The sequence below is a fragment of the Roseovarius sp. MBR-79 genome (genome assembly GCF_053628555.1).
In genome coordinates this window covers 105510-132155 of sequence record NZ_JBRJGP010000012.1, presented here as the reverse complement: position 1 = coordinate 132155, position 26646 = coordinate 105510, and the positions used below count along the sequence as shown (strand labels likewise).

Below are 26646 nucleotides of genomic sequence, written 5' to 3'. Positions count from 1 at the left end.
ACAGGTGGCACGCAACATTCCACGCAAGGCCCTGTTCTTGCACATCATAAAATAATCCACCGCAAGCAGCTTTCCACCAAAAATATATAAAAAAATGGCGAAAGGCCGATTCTCGGCATCCTCGGCAAAGGGTGACAAAAACAGGAGACATATAGTCAGACTTACATCTGTAAATTTTAGTTGACACTTCGCCCCTGCCCCCCCTAGCATCGAGGCATGACATTTGGGATGAAAGGGCGGGAGATGCGGCACGATGCGGCCCAAAATCTCGGGCGGGACCCGCTTTACACGGCCGAACAACGCGCGCGACGCGACGCCAGCCGGTGGACCCTCGTGCAGGGCCTGCTCGCGCCCGCGCAATTTCTCGTCTTTCTCGTCTCGCTCGCGCTCGTGCTGCGCTTTCTTCTGACCGGCGCGGGCTACGAGGCGGCGACGCTGTCGATCCTGGTCAAGACCGGCTTTCTCTACCTCATCATGATCACCGGCGCGATCTGGGAAAAAATCGTGTTCGGTCAATACCTTTTCGCCCCCGCCTTCTTCTGGGAGGATGTGTTCAGCTTTGCCGTCATCGCGCTCCATACCGCCTATGTCTGGGTGCTGTTCAAGGGCGGATTTGGCGCGCAGATCGAGATGACCGTCGCCCTCGCCGCCTATACCGCCTACGTGATCAACGCGGGCCAGTTCCTGCGCAAGCTGCGCATGGCGCGCCGCGACATGGAGGGGCTGGCATGACCCGCCACACGCCCCCGCCCGTCTCGGGCTGCTCCGGTGCCCCGGTCCTGCGCGAACGCGGCCAGCACGAGGTGTTCTGCGGGCTCACGGGAATCATCTGGCTGCACCGCAAGATGCCCGACGCCTTCTTTCTCGTCGTGGGGTCGCGCACCTGCGCGCATCTGCTGCAATCGGCCGCCGGCGTGATGATCTTCGCCGAGCCGCGATTCGGCACCGCGATTCTGGAGGAAACCGATCTTGCAGGCCTGGCCGACGCCCAGGAAGAACTGGAGCGCGAGGTCGCCCGCCTGCTCGATCGCCGCCCCGACATCCGCCGCCTCTTTCTCGTCGGCTCGTGCCCGTCCGAGGTGATCAAGCTTGATCTGGCGCGCGCGGCCGAACGGCTCTCGGCGCGCCACGGCCCCTCCGTCCGGGTGCTCAACTATTCCGGATCGGGGATCGAGACCACTTTTACCGAAGGCGAGGATGCCTGCCTTGCCGCCATGGTCCCCGCCCTGCCCGAGACGCAGGCGCGCGAACTGGTGGTCGTCGGAGCCCTGCCCGATGTGGTCGAGGATCAGGCGCTGGCCCTTCTCGAGGCCATGGGCATCGGCCCTGTCCGCGTCCTGCCCGCGCGCCGTGCGGGCGATGCGCTGGCCATCGGCCCCAACACCGTCTTTGCCCTTACCCAACCTTTCCTTGGCGCAACCCATGGCGCGCTCGAGCGCCGCGGCGCGCGCCATATCGCGGCCCCCTTCCCGCTGGGCGAGGAAGGCACGACTGCCTGGCTTCAGGCCATCGCCACCGAATTCGGCGTCCCGCAAGACAGGTTTGACGCCGTCACCGCGGCCCCGCGCGCCCGCGCCCGCGCTGCCGTCGCCCGCGCGGCCGAAACGCTGCGGGGGCGCTCGGTCTTCTTCTTCCCCGACAGCCAGATGGAAATTCCGCTCGCGCGCTTTCTTGTCCGCGAATGCGGCATGACCGCGCTCGAGGTGGGCACCCCTTTCCTGCACCGCACGCTTCTTGGCCCCGATCTGGCGCTTCTGCCCGAGGGTCCCGCCCTCTCCGAAGGTCAGGACGTGGAGCGCCAGCTTGATCGCTGCCGCGCCGCCCGCCCCGATCTCACCGTCTGCGGCCTCGGCCTCGCCAACCCGCTCGAGGCCGAGGGGCTGACGACAAAATGGGCGATCGAGCTGGTCTTCACCCCGGTGCATTTTTACGAGCAGGCGGGCGATCTCGCCGCGCTTTTCGCCCGGCCCCTCAACCGCCGCGCGCTCCTGAACCGCGAGGCCGCCGAATGACCCCCCATCATCTTGCCACAAATATCCTCGGGGGGTCCGGGGGGCGAAGCGCCCCCGGAGGTCGGCCATGAAGCTCACCCTCTGGACATATGAGGGCCCGCCCCATGTCGGCGCGATGCGCGTGGCCACCGCCATGAAGGGGCTGCATTACGTGCTGCACGCGCCGCAGGGCGACACCTATGCCGATCTTCTCTTCACCATGATCGAGCGCCGCAACCACCGCCCGCCGGTGACCTACACGACCTTCCAGGCACGCGATCTGGGCGCGGACACGGCCAACCTCTTCAAGACCGCGGCCCGCGCCGCCTATGACCGGTTCAAGCCCGAAGCGATGATCGTCGGCGCCTCCTGCACCGCCGAGCTGATCCAGGACGATCCCGGCGGCATGGCCGAACTGATGGGCCTGCCCTGCCCGGTCATTGCGCTGGAATTGCCCAGCTACCAGCGCAAGGAAAATTTCGGCGCGGACGAGACATTTTACCAGATCACCCGCGCGCTGGCCAAACCGATGGACCGGACGTCGCATCTCAGCGCCAACCTGATCGGCCCCACCGCCCTTGGCTTTCGCCACCGCGACGACATCACCGAGGTGACGGCGCTCTTGGAAGACATGGGCATCGCGGTCAATGTCTGCGCGCCCTACGGGGCCACGCCCACGGACATCGCCCGGCTGGGGGCTGCGCATGTCAACGTGCTGATGTATCCCGAGACGGGCGACAGCGCCTGCCGCTGGATGGAGCGCGAGCTTGGCCTGCCCTATACCCGCACCGTGCCCATCGGCGCGGGCGCGACCCGCGATTTCGTGGCCGAGGTGGCCGCGCTCACCGATGCCAAGCCCCGCCTGGATGAGACCCGCCTGCGCCAGCCCTGGTATGCGGCAAGCGTGGACAGCACCTATCTGACCGGCAAGCGCGTGTTCATTTTCGGCGACGGCACCCATGTCGTGGCCGCCGCCCGCATCGCCCGTGACGAGATGGGCTTCGAGGTGGCGGGACTGGGCTGCTACAACCGCGAAATGGCCCGCCCGGTGCGGACGCTCGCCAGGGACTATGGCGTCGAGGCGCTCATTACCGACGACTATCTCGAGGTCGAGGCCGCCATCGCGGCGCTCTCCCCCGAAATGATTCTCGGCACGCAGATGGAGCGGATGATCGGCAAACGCCTCGGCATCCCCTGCGCGGTCATCTCTGCGCCGGTCCATGTGCAGGATTTCCCCGCCCGCTACTCCCCCCAGATGGGGATCGAGGGCGCGAACGTGATTTTCGACACCTGGGTGCATCCGCTGGTGATGGGGCTCGAGGAGCACCTCCTGCACATGTTCCGCGACGATCCCGAGTTCCACGACGACGCCGGGGCCAGCCATCACGGCGGCGCGCATGTGGCGCGCGACGAAGGGGGGCTGTCTGCCCCCCGTCCCGCCACGGGCGGGACCCCCCCCGAGGATATTTCCGGCAAGATGAAACCGGGCGCGGTGATCTGGTGCAGCGATGCCGAGCGCGAACTCAGGAAAATCCCCTTCTTCGTGCGCGGCAAGGCCAAGCGCAACACCGAGAGCTTTGCCGCCGAGCGCGGCCTCTCGGAAATCGACATCAACACGCTTTACGAGGCGAAGGCGCATTATGCACGTTGATCGCACCATACCGGTCCTCCGGCCCTATCGCGTGGTGATCCTCACGCTGGACAGCCATGCCGCCGGTCCCTGTGCGCGCGCCGCCGAACGGCTGGCGCGGGATTATCCCGGTCTCGATCTCTCGGTCCATGCCGCCGCCGAATGGGGGGCCTGCCCCGCGGCGCTGGGGGCCGCGCGCGAGGCGATTGCCGGGGCCGATATCGTGCTGGCAAACCTGCTTTTTCTCGAAGAGCATCTCAACGCGATCCTGCCCGACCTCAAGGCGCGGCGTGACGCCTGCGACGCCATGATCGGCGTTATCGCGGACGCGCAGATCGTGCGGCTGACGCGGATGGGCACGCTCGACATGGCCCGCCCCGACAGCGCGCTCGGAAAGCTCATGAAGAAGCTGCGCGGCGCGGGCAAGAGCGGCACCGATGACGGCGCGCGCAAGATGAAGATGCTCAAGCGCCTGCCGCGCATCCTGCGGCTCATTCCCGGCAAGGCGCAGGATCTGCGCGCCTGGTTCCTGACCATGCAATACTGGCTGGGGGCGTCCGACGACAATATCGAGGGCATGGTGCGCTTTCTGATCGGGCGCTATTGCCGCCATGAGGCGTGGCGCGGCGGGCGCGCGCCCGCGCCGCTCGATTATCCCGATTGCGGGCTTTACCATCCCGACCTTGGCACCCGCATCACCGAGGACGCAAACGATCTGCCGCAGCCCGAGAATGCCTGCGGCACGGTGGGCCTTCTGATGATGCGCAGCTACGTGCTCTCGGGCGATACGGCGCATTACGATGCTGTCATCCGCATGCTTCAGGCGCGGGGGTTGCGCGTTCTGCCCGCCTATGCCGGCGGGCTCGACGGGCGCCCCGCCATCGAGGCGTTTTTCCGCAATGAGAGCGGCGCGAAGATCGACGCGCTCCTGTCGCTCACCGGGTTCAGCCTTGTCGGCGGGCCTGCCTATAACGACAATGCCGCCGCACTCGAGGTTCTGACCGCGCTCGACATCCCCTATGTCGCCGCCCATCCGCTGGAGTTCCAGACACTCGGCCAATGGGCCGCCGCGCCGCAGGGGCTGGGGCCCATCGAGACCACCATGCTCATCGCCCTGCCGGAGCTGGACGGGGCGACCAACCCCACCGTTTTCGGCGGCCGTCACGGGCCCGAGGGCTGCGCGGGCTGCGCGCAAGCCTGCCAGATCGAAAGCCACGCGCCCGGCGCGGAAAAACGCATGGCCCCCTGCCCGGAGCGGGTCGGGCGGCTGGCGGACCGCGTGGCGCGGCAGGTGGCGCTGCGGCGCGGACGCGTGGCGGAGCGCCGCGTCGGCATCGTGCTTTTCGGCTTTCCGCCCAACGCCGGGGCCGCCGGAACAGCGGCCTATCTGGACGTGTTCCGCTCGCTCTTCAACACGCTGCACGCGATGGCCGCGCGCGGCTATGACATCGAGCCACCCGAGACGGTCGAGGATCTGCGCCGTATCGTGCTCGAAGGCTCTGCGCGCCAATACGGGCAGGAGGCCAATGTCGCGGCCCATGTCAGCGCCGAGGATATGGTCGCGCACACGCCCTGGCTCAATGAGATCGAGGCGCAATGGGGCGCGGCACCGGGCCGCGTGCAATCGGACGGGCGCGGCGTCTATATCCTCGGCGCGCGCTTCGGCAAGGTCTTTGTCGGATTGCAACCGGCCTTCGGCTATGAAGGCGACCCGATGCGCCTTCTGTTCGAGCGCGGCTTTGCCCCCACACATGCCTTTACCCAGTTCTACCTCTGGCTGCGCAACAGCTTCCGTGCCGACGTCTTGCTGCATTTCGGGATGCACGGCGCGCTTGAATTCATGCCCGGCAAGCAGGCCGGACCCGGCCCCGATTGCTGGCCCGACCGGCTCATCGGCGACTTGCCCAATGTCTATCTATACGCCGCCAACAACCCCGCCGAGGCAAGTCTGGCCAAGCGCCGCTCGGGCGCGGTGACGGTGACGCATCTGACGCCGCCGCTTTCGGCTGCGGGGCTCTACCGGGGCCTCGCTGATCTGCGCGACAGCCTCAGCCGCTGGCGCGCGGCGCTGCCCGGTGCGCCCGAGCGCGCCGAGATGGCCACCCTCATCGCCGAACAGGCGGCGGCGGTCGATCTCGACAGCCGCGACCCCGATACGCTCTGGCGGCGGCTGATCGAGACCGAAGAGGCGCTCATCCCCGAGGGGCTGCATATCGTCGGCGCGCCGATGACGTCGCAGGCGCGCGCAAGCTATCTCGACCTGATGGCCGACGCAGGGGCCGAGGCCCGCGCCCGCGCTGACCGGCTGCTGGCGGAAGATCACGAGACGCCCGCACTCCTGCGCGCGCTCGACGGGCGGTTCACCGCGCCGGTGCCGGGGGGCGATCTGATCCGCAGCCCCGAGATCCTGCCCACCGGGCGCAACATCCACGCCTTCGATCCGTTCCGCATGCCCAGTGCCTTTGCCTGCCGCGCCGGGGCAGACCAGGCCGCGCTGCTGCTGAAAACCCACAAGACCACACCGCGCACCGTGGCGCTGGTGCTCTGGGGGTCGGATAACATCAAATCCGACGGCGCGCCGATCGCACAGGCGCTGGCGCTGATGGGGGCAAAACCGCGCTTCGACAGTTTCGGGCGGCTTTGCGGCGCGGATCTCATTCCGCTGGAGGAGCTTGCGCGCCCGCGCATCGACGTGCTGATGACCCTCTCGGGCATCTTCCGCGACCTTCTGCCCCTGCAAACCCGCCTTCTGGCCGAGGCCGCACTCAAGGCCGCATTGGCCGAGGAACCCGAGGACCGCAACTTCATCCGCGCCCATGCGCTGGCCTATGCCGCGCGGATCGGCTGCGACATGGAAACGGCGGCGCTGCGGGTGTTTTCCAATGCCGAAGGCACCTACGGGGCCAACGTCAATCAGCTTGTCGACAGCTCTGCCTTCGGCGACGAGGACGAATTGGCCGACGCCTACGAGGCGCGCAAGAGCTTTGCTTATGGCGTGAACGGTCAGGCGGTGCAGAACACCGCGCTGCTGCAAGAGGCGCTGCGCGACGTGGATCTGGCCTATCAGAACCTCGAATCGGTCGAGCTGGGCGTGACCACGGTGGATCACTATTTCGACACGCTGGGCGGGATTTCCCGCGCCGTGCGCCGCGCGCGCGGCGGGCAGGAAGCGGCGATCTACATTTCCGACACCACCCGCGGCACGGGCAAGGTGCGCACCTTGGCCGAACAGGTCTCGCTCGAGACGCGGGCGCGGCAACTGAACCCGAAATTCCACGAGGCGCTTTTGAAACATGGCGCCGAGGGTGTGCGCCAGATCGAAAGCACGCTCACGAATACGCTCGGCTGGTCGGCCACCACCGGACAGGTGGAGCCTTGGGTCTATCAGCGCATGTCCGAGACCTTCATGCTCGACGAAGAAATGCGCGCGCGGATTGCAGAGTTGAATCCGGCGGCGTCCTCGCGGATGGCCAACCGGCTGATCGAGGCGCACGAGCGCGCCTATTGGAGCCCCGACGCCGCAACCCTTGCCGCGCTGCGCGAGGCCGCCGACGCGCTCGAAGACCGAATGGAAGGGGTGGCCGCCGAATGACCCAGCCCCGCATCACAAAGCCGCGCCCGGGCGACGGGCCAACCACCCAGACAGGGAGGACACAGTCATGAGTCCACTGGACATCAAACAACCGCCATCAGCGCGCGCCAACCATCGTGAAGCCGCCGGTCTCGAGGCCCGCAGGACCGTTCAGGCCCCGCCGGTCCTGAAGGGACAGGATGGCGAGGGATCGCTACAGGTGCATCTGGACCCCGAGACGCAGATCGAGGGGGCCAAGGTTTTCTCGGTCTACGGCAAGGGCGGGATCGGCAAATCCACGACCTCCTCGAACCTTTCGGCGGCCTTTGCCAAGATGGGCAAGCGTGTCTTGCAGATCGGTTGCGACCCCAAGCATGACAGCACGTTCACGCTGACGGGCAAGCTGCAACCCACGGTGATCGACATTCTCAAATCGGTCGATTTCCACGCCGAGGAACTGCGCCCCGAGGATTTCGTCACCATGGGCTGGGGCGGCGTGCAATGCGTCGAGGCGGGCGGCCCGCCTGCGGGCACCGGCTGCGGCGGCTATGTGGTTGGCCAGACGGTCAAGCTTCTGAAGCAGCATCACATGCTGGAAGAGACCGACGTGGTGATCTTCGACGTGCTGGGCGATGTCGTCTGCGGCGGCTTTGCCGCGCCCCTGCAACATGCCGACCGCGCCGTGATCGTCACCGCCAATGATTTCGATTCGATCTACGCGATGAACCGCATCATCGCCGCCGTGCAGGCCAAGGCCGCCAATTACAAGGTGCGCCTTGCGGGCTGCGTGGCCAACCGCTCGAAGGATACCGACGAGGTGGATCGCTATTGCGGCAAGGTTGGCTTCAACCGCATCGCGCACATGCCCGATTTCGACGCCATCCGCCGCTCGCGCCTCAAGAAGAAGACGCTCTTCGAGATGCCGGACGAGGACGACATCATCGCCGCGCGCGCAGAATACATCCGCCTCGCCGAAACGCTCTGGCGCGGCACCGAACCGCTTGCACCTGCGCCGATGGAAGACCGCGAAATATTCGAGCTTCTGGGATTCGACTGATGAGTTACGAGGCCACACGCGACCGGGTCGAGACCTATTTCGACCGCACCGCCACGCAGGTCTGGGCGCGGCTGACCTCGGATGCGCCGGTCAGCCGCATCCGGCAGACCGTGCGCGAGGGGCGCGACGCGATGCGCGCCTTGATGCTCGCGCGCCTGCCCGAGGACCTGAGCGGCGCGCGCGTGCTCGACGCGGGCTGCGGCGCGGGGCAGATGACGGCCGAACTGGCGGCGCGCGGGGCGCAGGTTCTGGCCTGCGACATCTCGCCGACGCTTGTCGATATCGCACATGATCGCCTCAATGATACCTTGAAAAAGCGGGTTGTCTTTCACAAAGGCGACATGCTTGATCCGGCACTCGGGCGTTTCGATTTCACCGTGGCGATGGACAGCCTGATCTATTATGGCGAGGAGGATCTCGCCCGCGCGCTCGACGCGCTCGCCATGCGCAGCACTTCCGGCGTGGTCTTTACCGTGGCACCACGCACGCCGCTTCTGATGGCGATGTGGCGCGCGGGCAGGCTCTTTCCCCGCGCCGACCGCTCGCCCACGATGGTGCCCCATTCGGCCCCCCGCCTTGGCCGCGCGCTGATGCGCGCAGGCAGCACGGCGCGGCTCGCGCCGCTGGGCCGGGTCGCGCGCGGCTTCTACATTTCCGAGGCGATGGAGGTGCGGCAATGATTGGACCGGCCTGGAGGCGCGTCAACGCGCAACTGATGACCTACACCACCCGTTGCCTGCCCTTCGCGGATGCGGCCAGCGAGGGCCTGCCGCTCGGGCAGCTTTTGCGTCTGTCGCTGTTTCAGGTCTCGGTGGGCATGGCCACGGTGCTGCTTCTGGGCACGCTCAACCGGGTGATGATCGTGGAATTGTCGGTGCCCGCGCTCGTGGTGGCGGCGATGATCGCGCTGCCGGTGCTGATCGCGCCCTTCCGCGCGCTTCTGGGCTTTCGTTCGGACACCTATCGCAGCGCGCTGGGGTGGAAGCGCATTCCCTATCTGTGGTTCGGCTCACTGTGGCAGATGGGCGGGCTTGCCGTCATGCCCTTCGCCCTTCTGGTGCTCTCGGGGCAGCAGGCCGTTGGCCCGGCATGGGCGGGCGAGGTGCTGGCGGCGATGGCATTCCTGATGACCGGCCTCGGTCTGCACATGACACAGACCGCTGGCCTTGCGCTGGCAAGCGACCGCGCCACCGACGAGACGCGCCCCCGCGTGGTGGCGCTGCTTTACGTGATGTTCCTTCTGGGCATGGCCGTCTCGGCCGTCGTGATCGGCTGGCTTCTGCGCGATTTCGCGCCCTTCACGCTGGTGCGCGTGGTGCAGGGCGCGGCCTCGGTGGGGATCATCCTCAACCTCATCGCGCTCTGGAAACAGGAAAAGCTGACGCCGATGAGCCGCAGCGAACGCGAGGCCCCGCGCCCGCGATTCCGCGATGCCTGGGCCGACCTGATGGCAGGCGGCACGGCGGGGCGGCTTCTGGCGGTGGTGTTTCTGGGCACCATGGCCTTCAACATGCAGGACGTGCTGCTTGAGCCCTATGGCGGCGAGGTTCTGGGGCTTTCGGTGGCGGCCACCACGCTTCTGACGGCGATCTGGGCCATGGGCGCGCTTGCGGGCTTTGCGCTGGCCGGGCGCGCGCTGCTGCGCGGGGCCAACACCTATCGCATGGCCGGGAACGGGCTGCTTGTGGGGCTGATGGCCTTTGCCACGGTGATCTTCGCCGCCCCCATGCAGGCACCTGCGCTGTTCTACACCGGGGCGGCGCTGATCGGCTTTGGCGCGGGCCTCTTCGCCGTCTCGACGCTTACCGCCGCGATGACGCTGGCGGCGGGTGTCGCGGGCAACGGGCTGGCGCTCGGGGCCTGGGGCGCGGCTTCTGCCACGGCGGCGGGGCTGTCCATCGCCATCGGCGGGGGGCTGCGGGATCTGGTCAATCACCTCGCGCTCTCGGGTGCCTGGGGCGAGGCGCTTGCCACCCCCGCCACCGGCTATTCCACCGTCTATCACCTTGAGATCGCTTTGATCTTTGTCACGCTTGTCGTTCTCGGGCCGCTCGTGCGCCACGGGGTTCAGGGCGGCAGCACCACCCCGGGGAGCACCCGCATCGGACTCGTGGATTTCCCCACATGACATATCCCTCTCGAAAGGAGCAGGACCAATGACCGCAACTTTTTTTGGCAACTTCGACCTGGCGAGCCTGTCGCTCTGGCTGTTCTACGGCTTCTTCGCGCTGCTGATCTTCTACATCCAGCGCGAGAACATGCGCGAGGGCTACCCGCTCGAGGACGATGACGGCAACCCCTCGGCCAATCAGGGCTTCTTTCCGGTGCCCGACGACAAGACCTTCAAACTGCCCCATGGGCGCGGCGAAGTGACCGTGCCTTCGGGCCAGAACCCCGACCGCAAGAACCTGGCACTGCGCAAGACCGCCCATGGCAACGGATTTCCGTTCGAGCCGACCGGCGATCCGATGGCCGATGGTGTCGGCCCCGCCTCCTGGGCACCGCGCCGCGATGTGCCGGAACTGGACGGCCACGGCCATCCCAAGATCGTGCCGATGTCGGGCACCGAGCAGTTCCACGTCTCGGCCGGGCGCGACCCGCGCGGGATGCCCGTGGTGGCGGGCGATGGCGAGACCGTCGGCACCATCTCGGACATGTGGATCGACGAGCCGGAACAGCTTGTCCGCTACCTGGAAATCACCCTCGACGCGGGCCACGGCGGCGGCAAGCGGCTGGTGCCGATGACCTTTGCCCGCATCTGGGGCGGCGAGGTCAAGGTGCGCTCGATCTTCGGCAAGCATTTCGCCGGTGTGCCGCAACACGCCTCGCCCCGGCAGGTGACGCTGCTCGAAGAGGACAAGATCAGCGCCTATTACGGCGGTGGCACGCTTTATGCTTCCGAGGCGCGGCTCGAGCCGCAACTGGGATGAGGGCAGGACAATGAGCCACGACGATTTTGCATCCGAACCGGTCCACGGCCTGCCCGAAACCCCGCCCGAGGGTGAACGCATCCTCTGGCAGGGCCGCCCGCACGGCTTCTGGCTGAGCTGGGATTCGCTCAGCCTGCCATGGGTGGCGGGATATTTCGCGCTGCTGGCGGCATGGCGCTTTGGCGCGGTGATCGACCAGGTGCCGCTGATGCAGGCGGTCGCCCTGTCGGTGCCCTTCATCATCATGGGGGCCATCGTGATCGCGATTCTGCTGGTCGTGGGCTATGTGCAGGCCCGCGCCACGGTCTACACGATCACCAACCGGCGCGTGGCCATGCGCATCGGCGCGGCGCTGACCGTCACGCTCAACCTGCCCTACACGCAAATCGCCCGGGCCGATTTCCGGCCGGGGCGCGGCGGCACCGGCACCATCGCGCTTGACCTTCTGGGCGATACGCGGCTGAGTTATCTGGTCTGCTGGCCGCATGTGCGCCCCTGGGTGATGCGCCGCACGCAGCCCGCGCTGCGCTCCATCCCCGAGGCCGAAAGGATCGCGCAGCTTCTGGCCGAGACCGCCGAGACGCGGCTCTCGACCCCGCAGATCGCACGACGTCCCGCAAGGGCCCCCATGGCCGCCGAATAAGGAGCCTGACCGATGACCGCCACCACCTCTGCCCGCCACAAGGCCCCGCGCTACAAGGCCCCGCCCGACCGCGATCTCGTGCCGCGCGCCATGGTGCGCGCGATGCTGGCGCTGGTGCTCACGGTGCTGGCGCTGGTGAGCTACTACGTCTACTCGGGCCGCCCCCTTGTCGCCACGCCGCCCGAGGCCGAGGTGATCCTCGAACGCACCGTGTTCCTGACGGGCGAGATGAGCGGGGCCGCCACCGTGCTTGACGCAAACGGCACGCTGATCGGGCGGCTCTCGCCCGAGACGGGCGGCTTCATCGCCGGGGTTGGGCGCGTGCTCGACCGCGAGCGCACCAAGCACGGCGTGCCGCTCAACGGCCCCGTCACCATCACCGGCCGGGCCGACGGCCGCGTCTCGATCCATGACCCCTCGACCGGATGGGGTGCGGATCTCATGGGCTTCGGCCAGGACAATGCCCGCGCCTTCGTCCGCCTGCTCGCGCAATAGAAAGGAAGACTGCCATGGGACTTCTGACCAGAGAAATCGAACGCGCCCCCTGCACCGTCGAGGTCAGCCACCGCTTCGAGAGCCTGCACGCGCATGTGCGCTTTGACAACGGCGCGGTGATCCATCCCGGCGACGAGGTCAAGGTCCATGGCCCCGAGATCATGGCCCCTTACGGCGAGGTCGTGTGCGAGGCGCGCGAGGCCACCATCATCCGCGCCAGCCGCCTTGAGCGCCTCTGGACCCGCTGGACCGGCGATTTCGAGGTGATGGAACTGTGCGAATTCTCATTCTCCGAGGAGGTGACGCTATGAACATGCCCCTGAAACACACCGCCGACGCCACCACCGCCGAGGAAAGCCTTGCCATCCAGGAAGAGCAGGCGAGGTTCGACAGCAAGGCCGCCACCGACGTGGCGATGCAGAACACGCTGCTCACGCCGCGCTTCTACACCACCGATTTCGACGAGATGGACGCGATCGACGTCTCCTCCGTGCGCGAGGATTGGGACCGCCTCATCGACCAGATGGAGAGCGACCCCAACAAGGGCCATTTCAAGAAGAACGAGGACTGGGACCATGTCGATTGGGACGGGATGGAGCCGGGGCTGCGCAAGGAATTCATCGACTTCCTGATCTCAAGCTGCACCGCCGAATTCTCGGGCTGCGTGCTCTACAAGGAGATGAAGCGGCGCGGCAACAACCCCGACATCACCCAGCTTTTTCAGCTCATGGCCCGCGACGAGGCCCGCCACGCAGGCTTCATCAATGACGCCCTGCGCGAGGCGGGTGTGGCGGTCAATCTGGGCTTTCTGACCCAGAAGAAGAAATACACCTATTTCCGGCCCAAATTCATCTATTACGCCACTTACCTCAGCGAAAAGATCGGCTATGCCCGGTATATCACCATCTTCCGGCATCTCGAGGCGCATCCCGAACACCGCTTCCACCCGATCTTCAAATGGTTCCGCGAGTGGTGCAATGACGAGTTCAGCCATGGCGAGGCGTTCGCCCTCCTGATGAAATCAGACCCGAAACTGACCTCCGGCACCAATGTGCTCTGGATCAAGTTCTTCCTGACGGCGGTCTACGCCACCATGCATGTGCGCGACCACCAGCGCCCGGCCTTCCACGCTGCCCTTGGCGTCGATCCCGACTGGTATGGGCACGAGGTCTTTACCAAGACCTCCGCCATCTCGAAGCAGATTTTCCCCATCACCCTCGATATCGAGCACCCGCGCTGGCATCGCGGGCTGAAGCGGCTGCAAGTGGCCAATGCCGATCTGGCGCAGGCGCGGGCGGGCACGGGCCTTGGCGCGTGGCTCCGGGGCCTCGGCGCGCAGGCCCGCGCGGCGGCGGCCTTTGTCAATCTGCTGACCATCCCCGCGAAAAAGCACGCCGTTCCCGCCAGCACGCGGATGGAACCGGCTTACTAACCACCAAGCGGGGGGCCAGCCCCCCGCACCCCAGCCCCAAGCGGGGGGCCAGCCCCCCGCACCCCCCGGGATATTTCCGGCAAGATGAAGGAGACAGGATTGCACAGCCCCTGGATCGCGGCCCTTGCGGCGCTGTTTCTCTGGTGGTTCTCCACCGGCGCGATCCTTGTTGTGGTGCGCCTGATGGAGCGCCGGGGCGAGGCCGCGCGCCGCGCCGTGGTGCTGGCCGCGCTGCCGGTCATGGGCCTTGGCATCTGGGGCTATGAGACCACGCTCGGCGCGGGATCGGTGGGCGCGGGTTATGGCGCGTTTCTTGCCGCGCTGGCGATCTGGGGCTGGATCGAGCTTGCGTTCCTGTTGGGCGTGATCACCGGCCCCAATGCCCGCCCCTGCCCCGATGATGTGCCCGAATGGGAGCGGTTCCTCCGCGCCTGGGGCACGCTGGCGTTTCATGAAATGCTGCTGGTGGCGGTGCTGGCGCTGATGTGGGTAACGGGCGCGGGCGCGGTGAATGGCACCGGGCTCTGGACCTTTACCATGCTCTACGGCGCGCGGGTTTCGGCCAAGCTCAACCTCTATGCCGGGGTGCCGCGCATCAACGTGGAATTCATTCCCCCCCATCTGCGCCACATGGCGAGCCATTTCCGCCTGCGCCGTCCCGGCTGGGTGTTTGCGGTGGCGGTCACGGTGCTTGCCTTCGCGCTCGCCTGCTGGGTGGAGCGCGCGATGGCGACCGAGGCGCCGGGCGCGCTGGTGGGCCACGCGCTCTTGGCGGCGATCACCGCGCTGGCCCTGCTCGAACACTGGCTGATGGTGCTGCCATTGCCCGATGCGAAACTCTGGCGCTGGATGATGCCCGCGCCCAAACAGGACAAGAGACCGGAGGGACATCATGGATTTTGACGCGCTTTTTTCCGCGCAACTCGACGCGCTGCGCGAAGACGGCAATTACCGCATATTTGCAGAGCTGGAGCGGCGGTGCGGTGCCTTTCCGCGCGCCAGGAGCCACGATGACAATGCGCCCGACGAGGTGACGGTCTGGTGTTCCAACGATTATCTGGGCATGGGCCAGCATCCCGCCGTGCGCGACGCGATGAAGGACGCGGTCGATCGCTGCGGCACCGGTTCGGGCGGCACGCGCAACATCTCGGGCACCGCCCATGACCATGTCGTGCTCGAGCGCGAATTGGCCGATCTGCACGGCAAGGAGGCGGCGCTTCTGTTCACCTCGGGCTATGTGTCGAACTGGGCCGCACTGTCGACCCTTGGCAGCCGGTTGCCCGATGCGGTGATCCTGTCGGACGCGCTCAACCATGCCAGCATGATCGAGGGCATCCGTCATTCACGCGCACAAAAGGTCCTGTGGAAGCATAACGACCCCGAGGATCTCGACCGCAAGCTCGCGGCCCTGCCCGCCAACGCGCCCAAGATCGTGGCCTTCGAATCGGTCTATTCCATGGATGGCGACATCTGCCCGATGGAGGAAATCGTCGAGGTGGCCGAGAAACACGGCGCGATGACCTATCTGGACGAGGTGCATGCCGTGGGCCTTTATGGTCCGCGCGGCGGCGGTGTCTCCGAAGAACGCGGGCTGGCCCACCGGATCACCCTGATCGAGGGCACATTGGGCAAGGCCTATGGCTGCATGGGCGGCTATATCGCCGGCTCGGCGGCGCTTTGCGATTTCATCCGCAGCTTTGCCAGCGGGTTCATCTTCACCACCGCACTCCCACCCGCCGTCGCCGCCGCCGCGACCGCCAGCATCCGCCACCTCAAGCAATCGCAGGCCGAGCGCGCGGCGCAGCGTGCCCGCGTGGCCTATTTGCGCGCGCGGCTTGACGCGGTGGGCATCCCTCATCTGGACAACCCCAGCCATATCATCCCGGTCATGATCAAGGACCCGGTGAAATGCCGGATGCTGGCCGATATCCTCATGCGCGACTGGGGTATATACGTGCAGCCGATCAACTATCCCACCGTGCCCAAGGGCACCGAGCGGCTGCGCTTCACGCCCGGGCCATTGCACAGCGAGGCCGATATCGACCGGCTGGTCGGCGCCCTCGGTCAACTCTGGCGTCAATGCGCGCTGGCACATGCGGTGGCCTAGGAGAGGCTGAGAGCGTGCCTGACCGTTTCTCATGACAACTTGAGTGTGATTGAGGTTGATCGGATTTATTGAATAGCTCACTCTTGGATATCTTGTGCCGCGAGATGAGAAAGCGGCCTCCGAAAGCTGACCTCATCCCGCCTTCACGTGCGCGTCACACCCGGCTTGAGCGCCCCAACCTCTGGCGCAGCGCATTGTGATTGTGTATGCGCTCTGTCCATGACCGAGAGCCTCAGCATCCGCCGCCCCGATGACTGGCACCTGCACCTGCGCGATGGCGCAATGCTGGCCGCCGTTCTGCCGCAAAGCGCGCGCCATTTCGCGCGCGCCATCATCATGCCCAACCTCGTGCCGCCGGTGGTGACACGGGCGGATGCCCGCGCCTATCGGGACCGCATCCTGGCCGCACTGCCCGGCGAGATGGACTTCACACCGTTGATGACGCTCTATCTCACCGAAGAGACCGACCCGGAGGACGTGGCCGCCGCGCACGCGAGCGGCCTCATCTCTGCGGTCAAGCTCTACCCGGCGGGGGCCACCACCAATTCCGCCAGCGGTGTGCGCGATTTCGACAAGGTGCGGCCCGTGCTCGACCGCATGTCCGAGATCGGCCTGCCGCTTTGCGTGCACGGCGAGGTGACCGACCCGGGCGTTGACATCTTCGACCGCGAGGCCGTGTTCATCGACACCGTGCTCGATCCCCTGCGCCGCGCCACGCCGGGGTTGCGCGTGGTGATGGAGCATATCACGACACGCGACGGCGTGGACTATGTCCGATCCAACGCGCAGGACCTCGCCGCCACCATCACCACCCACCACCTCGTCATCAACCGCAACCACATCCTCGCGGGCGGCATCAGGCCGCATTACTACTGCCTGCCCGTGGCCAAGCGCGAAGAGCACCGCCTCGCCCTGCGCGCGGCGGCCACGAGCGGAGACGCACGCTTCTTTCTCGGCACCGACAGCGCACCGCACACCGACCCGCTGAAGGAAAGCGCCTGCGGCTGTGCGGGCTGCTTCACCGCGCCCAACACGCTGTCGATCCTCGCGCATGTCTTCGAGGAGGAGAACGCGCTCGAGCGGCTGGAGGGCTTCACCTCGCTTCACGGTCCGGCCTTCTACGGCCTGCCCCCCAACGAGGCGCGGATCACGCTGACCAAGGGCGACCCCATCGCCTACCCCGCCAGGATCGAGACGGGCGACGGCCCCGTGACCGTCTTTGATCCCGGCTTCGCGTTGCATTGGCGGGTGGTCTAAGCGTCATCTTGCCCCAAATATCCCCGCCGGAGGCGTCCCGCGCTTTCGGCCCTAGCGCCCAACCCAAGGACCACGCCATGATCCCCAGCACCTACCCCCCCAAGGCCGACATCGCCCGCCTCACCGCGCGGATGCTGCTGGAAATCGGCGCGGTGCATTTCAATGCGGACGAGCCCTTCACCTTCGCCTCCGGTCTGCGCAGCCCGACCTATATCGACTGCCGCAAGCTCATCAGCTTTCCGCGCATCCGCTCGACGCTGATGGATTTTCTTACCATCACCGTGCTGCGCGAGGCCGGATTCGAGGCGTTCGACAATATCGCGGGCGGCGAGACGGCGGGCATACCGTTCGCGGCACTCGTGGCCGAGCGCATGGCCCTGCCGATGACCTATGTGCGCAAGAAACCCAAGGGGTATGGGCGGAATGCGCGCATCGAAGGCGCGATGAGCGAAGGCCAGCGCGTGCTCCTGGTCGAGGACCTGACCACCGATGGCGGCTCCAAGCTCAGCTTCGTTGATGCCATCCGCGAGACCGGGGCCACCTGCGGGCACACCGCCGTCATCTTCTATTACGGCATCTTCCCCGAGACCGAGAAAACCCTCGGCGATCACGGTGTCGCCCTGCACCACCTCTGCACCTGGCGCGACGTGCTGGCCGAGGCGCGCGCGCAAGGCAGTTTTGATGCCGGCACGCTGAGGGAGGTCGAATCGTTTCTCGACGATCCGCGCGGCTGGCAGGCGGCGCATCGCGACTGAGCCGCACACCGCGGCATAAAAATGCTTGTCTGCGGCAGGGATGCCACGCGGCCCCCATCGAAACCCCAGATATTGCGTCAAAGCCATCTTCCGTGGCAAGATAAGGGATAATCGCACGGCAGCGCTTATCCACAGACTTATCCCATCTGCCCCCGGCACGGGCGGGGCGGTATGCCGTCGGACCAGGGACAAGACAGGGCAGAGGCAATGAACGAGATCCGCGCATTCAACCCCACCGGAGCCGAGATCGAGGCCGCCGAGAGCGTGCCGCATTCGATCGAGGCCGAACAGCAACTGCTGGGCGCGATCCTCACCAACAATGACATCTACGACCGTGTCGCCTCGATCATCGGGGCGCAGCATTTCTATGACCCGGTCCATGCCCGCATCTTCGAGACCGCCGCCGCACGCATCGCGCGCAATGCGCTCGCCTCGCCGGTGACGCTGCGTGCTTTTCTTGAGGACGACACCGGGCTCAAGGAACTGGGCGGACCGGCCTATCTGGTGAAACTCGCCGGTGCCGCCATTTCGACCTATGCCGCGCGCGACTATGCGCAAATGATCTACGATCTGGCGATCCGGCGCGAGCTGATCGCGCTCGGTCACGACATCGCCGCCAAGGCCGCGCGCGTAGAGGTGGCAAGCGAGCCCGCCGAGCAGATCGTCGATGCCGAGCAGAAGCTCTACAAGCTGGCCGAACAGGGAAAGACCGATAGCGGCTTCCAGAGCTTTCTCAAGGCGGTCAAGGATGCCGTCGATGTGGCCAACGCCGCCTATCAGCGCGAGGGCGGGCTGGCCGGGGTCGCCACCGGCCTGACCGACATGGACCAGAAACTGGGGGGCCTGCACAAGTCCGACCTGCTGATCCTCGCCGGGCGCCCCTCGATGGGCAAGACCTCGCTTGCGACCAATATCGCGTTCAACGTCGCCAAGGCGTATAAGCGCGGCACGCTGCAAGACGGCACCGAAGGGGCGGTGGATGGCGGCGTGGTGGGGTTCTTCTCGCTGGAAATGAGCGCCGAACAGCTTGCGGGCCGCATCCTCGCCGAGGCGTCGGAAATCCCCTCGCACAAGATCCGCCGCGGCGACATGGACGAGGGCGAATTCCGCCGCTTTGTCGAGGCCGCGAAATCGCTCGAATCCTGTCCGCTTTTCATCGATGATACCGCCGCCCTGCCGATCAGCCAGATCGCCGCACGCGCGCGACGCCTCAAGCGCACGCATGGGCTTGACCTCTTGATCGTGGACTATCTCCAGCTTGTGCGCGGCACCGCCGAGAACCGGGTGCAGGAAATCGGCGAGATTTCCATGGGTCTCAAGGCCATCGCCAAGGAGCTGAACATCCCGGTGATCGCGCTCTCGCAGCTCTCGCGCCAGGTGGAAAACCGCGAGGACAAGCGCCCGCAGCTTTCGGACCTGCGCGAATCCGGCTCGATCGAGCAGGATGCCGATGTGGTCATGTTCGTCTTCCGCGAGGTCTATTACAAGGAACGCGAGAAACCGGGCGAGCACGAAATGGACAAGATGGCCGAGTGGCAGGAGGCCATGGCACGCCTGCACGGCAAGGCCGAGGTGATCATCGGCAAACAGCGTCATGGCCCCATCGGCACCATCGAGCTGAGCTTCGAGGAACAGTTCACGCGCTTCGGCAACCTCGTGAAGCCCTGGCAACAGGATCAGGGGCTCTGAGCCACCGCCTCAGAACGGAAAGAAAAACGGGATGACCAGCACCGCCACCACGGCGAAAATCACGTTGAGCGGCAGGCCGACCACAAGGAAATCGCGGAACTTGTAGCCCCCCGCACCATAGACGAATGTGTTGGTCTGATAGCCGATCGGGGTGGCAAAACTGGCCGAGGCGGCGAACATCACCGCCATGATGAAGGGGCGCGGATCATGGCCCAGTTGCACCGCCACCCCGATCACGATGGGACCGATGAGAATCGCCACCGCGTTGTTCGTGACCATCTCTGTCAGAACGCTGGTCAGCACATAGACCGCCGCAAGGATCACCAATGGGCCGAACCCCTCCAGCAGGCCCACAACCGTCTCGACAATAAGCCGCGCCGTGCCCGTCTCCTGCATGCCGAGGCTGACCCCCAGCATCCCGAAAATGAGGAAGAGAATCCGCCAGTCGATCGCATCGAACGCCTCGTCGGGATCAACACAGCGGGTCATCATGACCACCACCGCGCCGATGACCGCCAGCCCCGCAATCGGCATGACATTGGCCGCCGCAAGGCCCATGACCCCGAGGATCGTCAGAATGGCAATCGGTGCCTTCGAGCGCCGCATCGCCTGTTCCGAAGGCGTGGTGAGATTGACGATGCCACCATCCTCCATCAGCCGCTGAATGCCCTCGGGCGGCCCTTCAAGCAGCAATGTATCGGCGAATTGCAGACGCACGTCCTGCAACTCCTGGCTGATGTTCTGCTCCTGCCGGTGCACCGCCATCAGGTAGACGCCATATTTGCGGCGCAGCTTGAGGTCCTTGATGGGTTTGCCACGCAGGTGCGAATTGGGGCCGACGCTGGCCTCCATGGTGATCGTCTGATCCGCCGTCACCGGCTCGAACCCGCTGTCATCCATGCCGCGAAACTCGATCTCGCCATTGTCCTTCAGGCCGAGGATCTCGCCCGTATCGGTCTTGATCACCACCCGGTCGCCCGCCTCGAGCACGATCTCCTTGAGATGCCGGCGCATCGAGACCTCGCCGCGCACCACGTCGAGGATGCGCGCGCCCGCGCGGTTGAACGGCAGGTCGCTCAGCTTCTTGCCGATATATTTCGATTCGTGCGGGATAAGCAGTCGCGCGAGGAACTTGCGCTTGCTCTCCTGGCCCAGAACGCTGGCAAGCGATGCGCGGTCGGGCAACAGGAAGCGTCCGGCAAAGACCATGTAGATCAGCCCCACCGTGGCAAAGACCAGCCCCGGCAGGGTCATCTCGAACATGGTGATCGGCGGCTGGCCCGCCTCGCGCGCGACCCCGCTCATCAGGATGTTGGTCGAGGTGCCCACCAGTGTCAGCGTGCCGCCGAAAATGGCCGAGAAACTCAGCGGAATAAGCAGCTTGGACGAGGACACGCCGACCGAGGAGGCGACCGAGATCATCACCGGCGTGAGCAGGATCACCACCGGTGTGTTGTTCATGAAGGCCGAGGCCCCCATTGCACCCAGCATCATGAACAGGATCGTGCGCAGAAAGGAGCCCCGCGCCTGGCGGCGCAGAAAGCCCCCGATCATCTCGAGCACGCCGGTGCGTTCGAGGGCAGCCGAGATGATGAACATCATGGCGATGGTAATGGGCGCGGAGGAGCCGAATACCTTGAGAAAATCGCCCGTATCCACGACCCCCGTGGCCAGAAGCAGCGCGGACGCGCCAAGCGCCGTCACCTCGGGCGGATAGATTTCCTTGAAAAACCCTACAAAGACCACCACCAGAAGCAGCAACATGAATATCTGTTCGAGCGTCATGGCCTCGCCGTTCCCGATTACCGCGCATCACGCGCGCAGTAACGTAAGCCAAGCCACATTTTCAACCGCGAAATGGCCTCTGGGTCGACCGTGGCGCAGGCGTCCGCCAGCAATGGTGCCCGGAACGTGCCGGTTTCTTCTGGCCGGAAATATCCCGGGGGTGTGGGGGCTGGCCCCCACTTGACCCTGCGTGTGGGGGCTGGCCCCCACCCCGCCCTCAATGCAGCGTGAATTCGCCCGTCACATTGCGCCATTCACCGGGCGCGATCATCTTGCGATGGGTGAACCGCACCGAATGCAACGGCCCCTCGATCTCGCGCTGCCAGAATTCGATGAACCCGAAAAGCTTCGGATGATCGGGCGCGATATCGTAATCCTGCCACAGATAGCTGTTGAGCACGTTTTTGTAATCGGGCATCCGGTAGAAGAATTCCGCCGTGGTGAGCCCGTAGCCCTTCAGCATGAGTTCGGTCTCTGACATGTCCATGTTTCTGCTCCTGTCATGTGCCTGACAGGACCAATGTGCCATCAAAAATTTACTTTTCAATGAAAACAGTATGTTATCACTCGTGATCCGAGGCTGCCAGACGCCCCGGCCCAGCCCCATTGCACCCCATATCATGGAACTGTTATAGTCTGCCCAACAAGATATAGCGGCAGATCACAGGACCATCAAAAACGTGAGCGATACGCCCCAACCCCCTGAAATAACAGGCGAAACCCCGCCAGAGCCGCCCCGCCACCACGGGCCGCAGATCTCGATCACGCAGGAGATGAAGGTCTCCTATCTCGATTATGCCATGAGCGTGATCGTGAGCCGCGCGATCCCTGACCTGCGCGACGGCCTCAAACCCGTGCACCGACGCATCCTCTATGCCATGCATGAGGGCGGCAACACCCACGACAAGCCCTACCGCAAATCGGCCCGCGCCGTGGGGGACGTGATGGGCAAATACCACCCGCACGGGGATTCGGCGATCTATGATGCGCTGGTGCGCATGGCACAGGACTTCTCGATGTCGCTGCCGCTTCTGGATGGGCAGGGCAATTTCGGCTCGATGGACGGCGATAACGCGGCGGCCATGCGCTACACCGAGGTGCGCATGGACAAGCCGGCCGCCTATCTGCTGGCCGACATCGACAAGGACACCGTCGATTTTCAGGACAATTACGACGGCAAGGACCGCGAACCCAGCGTCCTGCCCGCGCGTTTCCCCAACATGCTGGTCAATGGCGCGGGTGGTATTGCCGTCGGCATGGCCACCAACATCCCGCCGCACAATCTGGGCGAGGTGGTCGATGCCACGCTGGCGCTGATCGACGATCCGGAGCTTGAGAGCGAGGACCTGATCCGCTACGTCCCCGGCCCGGATTTTCCCACCGGCGGGCTGATGCTGGGCCGCTCGGGCGCGCGCAAGGCCTATCTGGAGGGGCGCGGCAGCGTCATCATCCGCGCCCGCACCCATGTGGAGGAGTTGCGCAAGGACCGCTTTGCCATCGTCATCGACGAGATCCCCTATCAGGTGAACAAGGCCACGATGATCGAGCGCATCGCCGAGGCCGCCCGCGACAAGCGCATCGAGGGCATCGCCCATGTGCAGGACGAGAGCGACCGCAACGGCGTGCGCGTCGTGGTCGAACTCAAACGTGACGCCACCGCCGATGTGGTCCTCAACCAGCTTTTCCGCTTTACCCCGATGCAGACATCCTTTGGCTGCAACATGCTGGCGCTCAATGGCGGCAAGCCCGAGCAGTTGACCCTGCACCGCTTCCTGTCGCTCTTCATCCAGTTCCGCGAAGAGGTGGTGGCACGGCGCACCGCGTTCGAGCTGCGCCGCGCGCGCGAGCGGGCGCATGTGCTCTGCGGTCTCGCGGTCGCGGTCTCGAACGTGGACGAGGTTGTGGCCACGATCCGCGCCTCTGCCGACGCCGCCGAGGCGCGGGTGAAGCTGATGACGCGGCGCTGGCCCGCAGGCGACATCCTGCCCTATATCGCGCTCATCGACGACCCCTCCCACCGCGCCAACGCGGACGGCACCTATAACCTGTCCGAGGTGCAGGCCCGCGCGATTCTCGATCTGCGCCTGCAACGGCTCACGCAACTGGGCGTCAAGGAGGTGACGGACGAGTTGCAGGACCTTGCCGGCAAGATCAAGGACTACCTCGCCATCCTCGCCAGCCGCGAGCGGATCATGGAGATCATCTCGGACGAACTGCGCGAGGTGCGCGAGCTTTTCGCCGTGCCGCGCCGCACCGAGATCGTGGACTGGTCCGGCGACATGGAGGACGAGGACCTCATCGAGCGCGAGGAGATGGTGGTCACGATCACCCAGGGCGGTTACATCAAACGCACGGCGCTTGACGAGTTCCGCTCCCAGAAGCGCGGCGGCAAGGGTCTGTCGAGCATGGCCACCAAGGACGAGGATGTTGTCACCTCGCTTTTCGTGGCCAATACCCACACGCCGCTTCTGGTCTTCACCACCGATGGCATGGTCTACAAGCTCAAGACGTGGCGGCTGCCGCAGGGCGGACGCACCTCCAAGGGCAAGGCCATCGTCAACATCCTGCCGATCCCGGCGGGGGTGTCGATCGCGGCCCTTCTGCCCGTGGACCGCGCCGAAGAGGATTGGGATGATCTCCAGATCGTCTTTGCCACCTCGGCGGGCGACGTGCGGCGCAATGCGCTGAGCGATTTCGTCAACGTCAAGCGCAACGGCAAGATCGCCATGGACCTGCCCGAGGGCGTCGAGATGGTCAATGCACGCATCTGCTCGGACGACGAGGACGTGATGCTTGTCACAGATTCGGGCCGCGCGATCCGGTTCCAGGTGGGCGATGTGCGCGTGTTCAAGGGGCGCAAATCCACCGGCGTGCGTGGCATCCGCCTGCTCAATGGCGACCGTGTCGTGTCGATGTCGGTCATCCGCCATTTCGAGGCCACGCCGGACGAGCGCGCGGCCTTCCTCAAGCGGTTCCGGGCCGAGTTCGGTGCCGACCCCGAGGAAGACATCACCGACCCCGAAGCCATGGGCAATGCCGATGCCGCCCTGCCCGAGGCGCGCTATCAGGAAATGCTGGCCGCGCAGGACCTGATCCTGACCATAACCGCGCGCGGCACGGGCAAGCTCTCGTCCAGCCACGACTACCCGGTGCGCGGGCGCGGCGGCCAGGGCGTGACCGCCATCGAGAAAACGATGCGCGGCGGTCCGCTTGTCGCCTCCTTCCCGGTTGCCCGCGAGGATCAGATCATGCTCGCCACCTCCACCGGCCAATCCATCCGTGTGCCCGTTGAGGGAATTTCCTTCCGCTCGCGCGCGGCGGGCGGCGTGCGGGTGTTCAACACCGGCGCGGGCGAAGAGGTGGTCTCCGTCGCCTGGATCGCCGATCAGGCGGATGAAAGCGACGCGCCCGAGGTCTGACCCGCGCGGCCGCCGGGCCTTTATTAACCTTTTATTTGCCGAATTTCGGCCCGATTGTCAGGTGACAGTCGGGCCGACTACATTCGCAATAGTTGTATATGGTGTCCGGTTTTCCCCTTTTAACGATGAACAGGACCACCCGTCATGAAACGTGCCCCCGCCCCCGTCGTCGATCAGATCGGCCTCAACCTGCTGCGCATCGTGACCGGCACCTATTTCATGGCTCTGGCCCTCGGGTTGATCGAAGGCTTCGATTCCGCCGCCCTCTTCCGTCCTCTCATGGGACCCGCTGCCGCCGAGACCCTTGGCGCGACACTGCTGCTGAGCCTCGCCATCTGGTTCATGCTGGGCACCGCGCTGCGGCTTGCGGCGCTGAGCCTTGCGCTCCTCGTGCTCAGTTCAAGTTTCATGGCGAATTTCATCGTCGGCCCGACCGAAAACCTGTCGGCCTTCTGGTATGATCTGACCCTCGCCTGCGCGGTGCTGCTCAGCTATATGACACTCGACACCCGCAACATGCGCCGCGCCTCGATTTTCGCGCATCGCGCGCGGCTCCGCCGGATTGCCGCACTGCGCCGGATCAAGCCGCGCCCCGTGGCCTCTGGCCCCGAGACGGACAAATCCGCATCGCGCCGCCCCCGTCCGAAGGTCACGGACGAGGAAGAAACCAACATTTTTGCCAATATCTGAGGCGGTTGGTCGTCAATCCGAGACGTTGTTGGCCGTGGCCCCGATGCCGACCACGGTGCCGAACAGGCCAAGGATGGTCTGCACCCGCGTGACCGGCGATTCGGTCGCCAGAACGGTATCGCCGGGATGGATCGGAAAGGCGCGCGCGGCAAAAAGCCCGTCAGCGGCACTCAGATCGAGGCTGAACACCACCTGCGCCATCTGTGGCCCCGGCTGTGCGCGCAGGGCCTCGGCGGGAAAATCGCGCAGGATCAGAAGGCCCTTGGGATCGGCGCGCGCCGCGCTCAGCCCGCCCATGGCCGAGACCGCCTCCATCGCGGTCATGGCTTCTTTCTCGAAATGGATCACCTTTTGCGTGCCTGCCGCGCCAAGCGCGTTGAAGCTGCGGTCATCCTCGATCACCACCACCTGATCGCCCCCGCGCAAGAGCACGTTACGGGCCGGATCGCGCAGCAGCGTCTCGGCGCGCGCCTCGAAGCGGTGGCCGTCACGTTGCAACACCACGAGCGGATGGCGCAGATCGGCGGCAATGCCGCCTGCCTCGGCCAGCACGCTCAGGATGCGCGTATTGCGGCTGTCAAGCGGATAGCGCCCCGGCGTGCCAACGCCCGAGACCACATCCACGGTGTTGTTGCGCCCCGCCTCAACGGCAAGCTGCACCTGCGCGTTGGGGGCGATATCGGCAAGCGCGCTTTGCACATGCGCGCGCGCCTCATCGGTGCTCATGCCGCCCACCACCACCTCGCCCACATAGGGCATGAAGATCGCCCCCGAGGAAGAGACCGTCATCGTCGGCACCGCGGTGAGCCGTGCGTCGGGCGTGGCGAGCAGCGAATTTTCCTGCGAATCCCAGATCGACAGGTCGATCCGGTCGCCGCTGCGGATCACCGAGGAGTCCGGTCCGCGCCCCGCCTGCGGCCAGTGATAGCGCCCGCTCCAGCCGGTGACGGGCCAGCGCGCCAGTTCCGGCACCCGGGCGCGCGTGACCTCGACAACCTGAAAGGTCGGCGTCCCGGAGCCGTGCGGGCGCAGCACATCGGATTGCAGAGCGGCCCCGCTCGGAAGCGTGCAGGCGGTTGCGACAAGACACAGGAGCAAAGCCCCGAGACCCCGGCAGAATGGCAGCACAGTCAAGACCCCCCGATCCGAATGACTGATTTCAAGTACATGACCTCCTACCGTGCAAGGCGCGAAG

22 protein-coding genes are annotated in these 26646 nt (G+C 65.8%); 19 read left to right on the top strand and 3 right to left on the bottom strand.

Translation table 11 applies throughout. The annotated features are described in order from the left end of the window. The first annotated feature begins 243 nt into the window (after positions 1 to 243). From bchF to ACSSV8_RS13670, 17 genes are all read left to right on the top strand, one after another. Positions 244 to 732, top strand: coding sequence for a 2-vinyl bacteriochlorophyllide hydratase (gene bchF, locus ACSSV8_RS13750; RefSeq protein WP_354539311.1), 489 nt, complete (start codon positions 244 to 246; stop codon positions 730 to 732). Next, positions 729 to 2012 (top strand): ferredoxin:protochlorophyllide reductase (ATP-dependent) subunit N, encoded by a 1284-nt coding sequence (locus ACSSV8_RS13745; RefSeq protein WP_354539164.1) that lies wholly within the window; start codon positions 729 to 731, stop codon positions 2010 to 2012. The genes bchF and ACSSV8_RS13745 overlap by 4 nt, the downstream gene beginning before the upstream one ends. A gap of 67 nt (positions 2013 to 2079) precedes the next feature. Next, complete coding sequence (gene bchB / locus ACSSV8_RS13740) at positions 2080 to 3642, top strand: ferredoxin:protochlorophyllide reductase (ATP-dependent) subunit B (RefSeq protein WP_454282811.1); 1563 nt, start codon at positions 2080 to 2082, stop codon at positions 3640 to 3642. After that, positions 3632 to 7213 carry a magnesium chelatase subunit H gene (locus tag ACSSV8_RS13735; RefSeq protein WP_454282810.1) on the top strand — a complete coding sequence of 1194 codons (3582 nt, stop codon included), beginning with the start codon at positions 3632 to 3634 and terminating at the stop codon, positions 7211 to 7213. Before bchB ends, ACSSV8_RS13735 begins: the two co-directional genes overlap by 11 nt. Before the next feature lie 67 nt (positions 7214 to 7280). Further along, complete coding sequence (gene bchL, locus ACSSV8_RS13730; protein ID WP_354539167.1) at positions 7281 to 8249, top strand: ferredoxin:protochlorophyllide reductase (ATP-dependent) iron-sulfur ATP-binding protein; 969 nt, start codon at positions 7281 to 7283, stop codon at positions 8247 to 8249. Next, positions 8249 to 8929 (top strand): magnesium protoporphyrin IX methyltransferase, encoded by a 681-nt coding sequence (gene bchM / locus ACSSV8_RS13725; RefSeq protein ID WP_354539168.1) that lies wholly within the window; start codon positions 8249 to 8251, stop codon positions 8927 to 8929. Before bchL ends, bchM begins: the two co-directional genes overlap by 1 nt. Then, positions 8926 to 10377 (top strand): PucC family protein, encoded by a 1452-nt coding sequence (locus ACSSV8_RS13720; RefSeq protein ID WP_454282809.1) that lies wholly within the window; start codon positions 8926 to 8928, stop codon positions 10375 to 10377. Before bchM ends, ACSSV8_RS13720 begins: the two co-directional genes overlap by 4 nt. Before the next feature lie 28 nt (positions 10378 to 10405). Further along, a complete protein-coding gene (gene puhA / locus ACSSV8_RS13715; RefSeq protein WP_454282808.1) occupies positions 10406 to 11179 on the top strand; it encodes a photosynthetic reaction center subunit H in 774 nt (257 codons plus the stop codon). Positions 11180 to 11189: 10 nt separating this feature from the next. Further along, entirely contained in the window at positions 11190 to 11822 is a 633-nt protein-coding gene (puhB, locus tag ACSSV8_RS13710) for a photosynthetic complex putative assembly protein PuhB (RefSeq protein ID WP_454282807.1), read from the top strand. Between the two features lie 12 nt (positions 11823 to 11834). Next, entirely contained in the window at positions 11835 to 12317 is a 483-nt protein-coding gene (gene puhC / locus ACSSV8_RS13705; protein ID WP_454282806.1) for a photosynthetic complex assembly protein PuhC, read from the top strand. Between the two features lie 14 nt (positions 12318 to 12331). Beyond that, the gene (locus ACSSV8_RS13700; protein ID WP_454282805.1) at positions 12332 to 12628 is read left to right on the top strand and encodes a hypothetical protein; all 297 of its coding nucleotides are present in this window, start codon (positions 12332 to 12334) and stop codon (positions 12626 to 12628) included. After that, positions 12625 to 13749, top strand: coding sequence for a magnesium-protoporphyrin IX monomethyl ester (oxidative) cyclase (acsF, locus tag ACSSV8_RS13695; protein ID WP_454282804.1), 1125 nt, complete (start codon positions 12625 to 12627; stop codon positions 13747 to 13749). Before ACSSV8_RS13700 ends, acsF begins: the two co-directional genes overlap by 4 nt. 99 nt (positions 13750 to 13848) lie before the next feature. Further along, complete coding sequence (puhE, locus tag ACSSV8_RS13690; protein ID WP_454282803.1) at positions 13849 to 14652, top strand: putative photosynthetic complex assembly protein PuhE; 804 nt, start codon at positions 13849 to 13851, stop codon at positions 14650 to 14652. After that, the gene (gene hemA / locus ACSSV8_RS13685) at positions 14642 to 15856 is read left to right on the top strand and encodes a 5-aminolevulinate synthase (protein WP_454282802.1); all 1215 of its coding nucleotides are present in this window, start codon (positions 14642 to 14644) and stop codon (positions 15854 to 15856) included. The genes puhE and hemA overlap by 11 nt, the downstream gene beginning before the upstream one ends. 219 nt (positions 15857 to 16075) lie before the next feature. Next, entirely contained in the window at positions 16076 to 17113 is a 1038-nt protein-coding gene (pyrC, locus tag ACSSV8_RS13680) for a dihydroorotase (RefSeq protein ID WP_454282801.1), read from the top strand. 77 nt (positions 17114 to 17190) lie between these two features. Further along, positions 17191 to 17868, top strand: coding sequence for an orotate phosphoribosyltransferase (locus tag ACSSV8_RS13675; protein ID WP_354539178.1), 678 nt, complete (start codon positions 17191 to 17193; stop codon positions 17866 to 17868). Positions 17869 to 18075: 207 nt separating this feature from the next. Further along, complete coding sequence (locus tag ACSSV8_RS13670) at positions 18076 to 19557, top strand: replicative DNA helicase (RefSeq protein ID WP_454282800.1); 1482 nt, start codon at positions 18076 to 18078, stop codon at positions 19555 to 19557. 9 nt (positions 19558 to 19566) lie between these two features. Here the strand turns inward: ACSSV8_RS13670 and ACSSV8_RS13665 are convergent, their stop codons facing one another. After that, a complete protein-coding gene (locus ACSSV8_RS13665; RefSeq protein WP_354539180.1) occupies positions 19567 to 21342 on the bottom strand; it encodes an SLC13 family permease in 1776 nt (591 codons plus the stop codon). Positions 21343 to 21559: 217 nt separating this feature from the next. Further along, positions 21560 to 21829, bottom strand: coding sequence for an usg protein (locus ACSSV8_RS13660; protein ID WP_354539181.1), 270 nt, complete (start codon positions 21827 to 21829; stop codon positions 21560 to 21562). Between the two features lie 193 nt (positions 21830 to 22022). On the opposite strand from ACSSV8_RS13660, the gene gyrA reads away from it, so the two are divergent. After that, a complete protein-coding gene (gyrA, locus tag ACSSV8_RS13655) occupies positions 22023 to 24761 on the top strand; it encodes a DNA gyrase subunit A (protein WP_354539182.1) in 2739 nt (912 codons plus the stop codon). A gap of 144 nt (positions 24762 to 24905) precedes the next feature. Then, entirely contained in the window at positions 24906 to 25451 is a 546-nt protein-coding gene (locus ACSSV8_RS13650; RefSeq protein ID WP_354539183.1) for a hypothetical protein, read from the top strand. A 12-nt stretch (positions 25452 to 25463) separates the two neighbouring features. On the opposite strand, the gene ACSSV8_RS13645 is transcribed toward ACSSV8_RS13650, so the two are convergent. Then, positions 25464 to 26579 (bottom strand): polysaccharide biosynthesis/export family protein, encoded by a 1116-nt coding sequence (locus ACSSV8_RS13645; protein WP_354539184.1) that lies wholly within the window; start codon positions 26577 to 26579, stop codon positions 25464 to 25466. Positions 26580 to 26646: the final 67 nt, after the last annotated feature.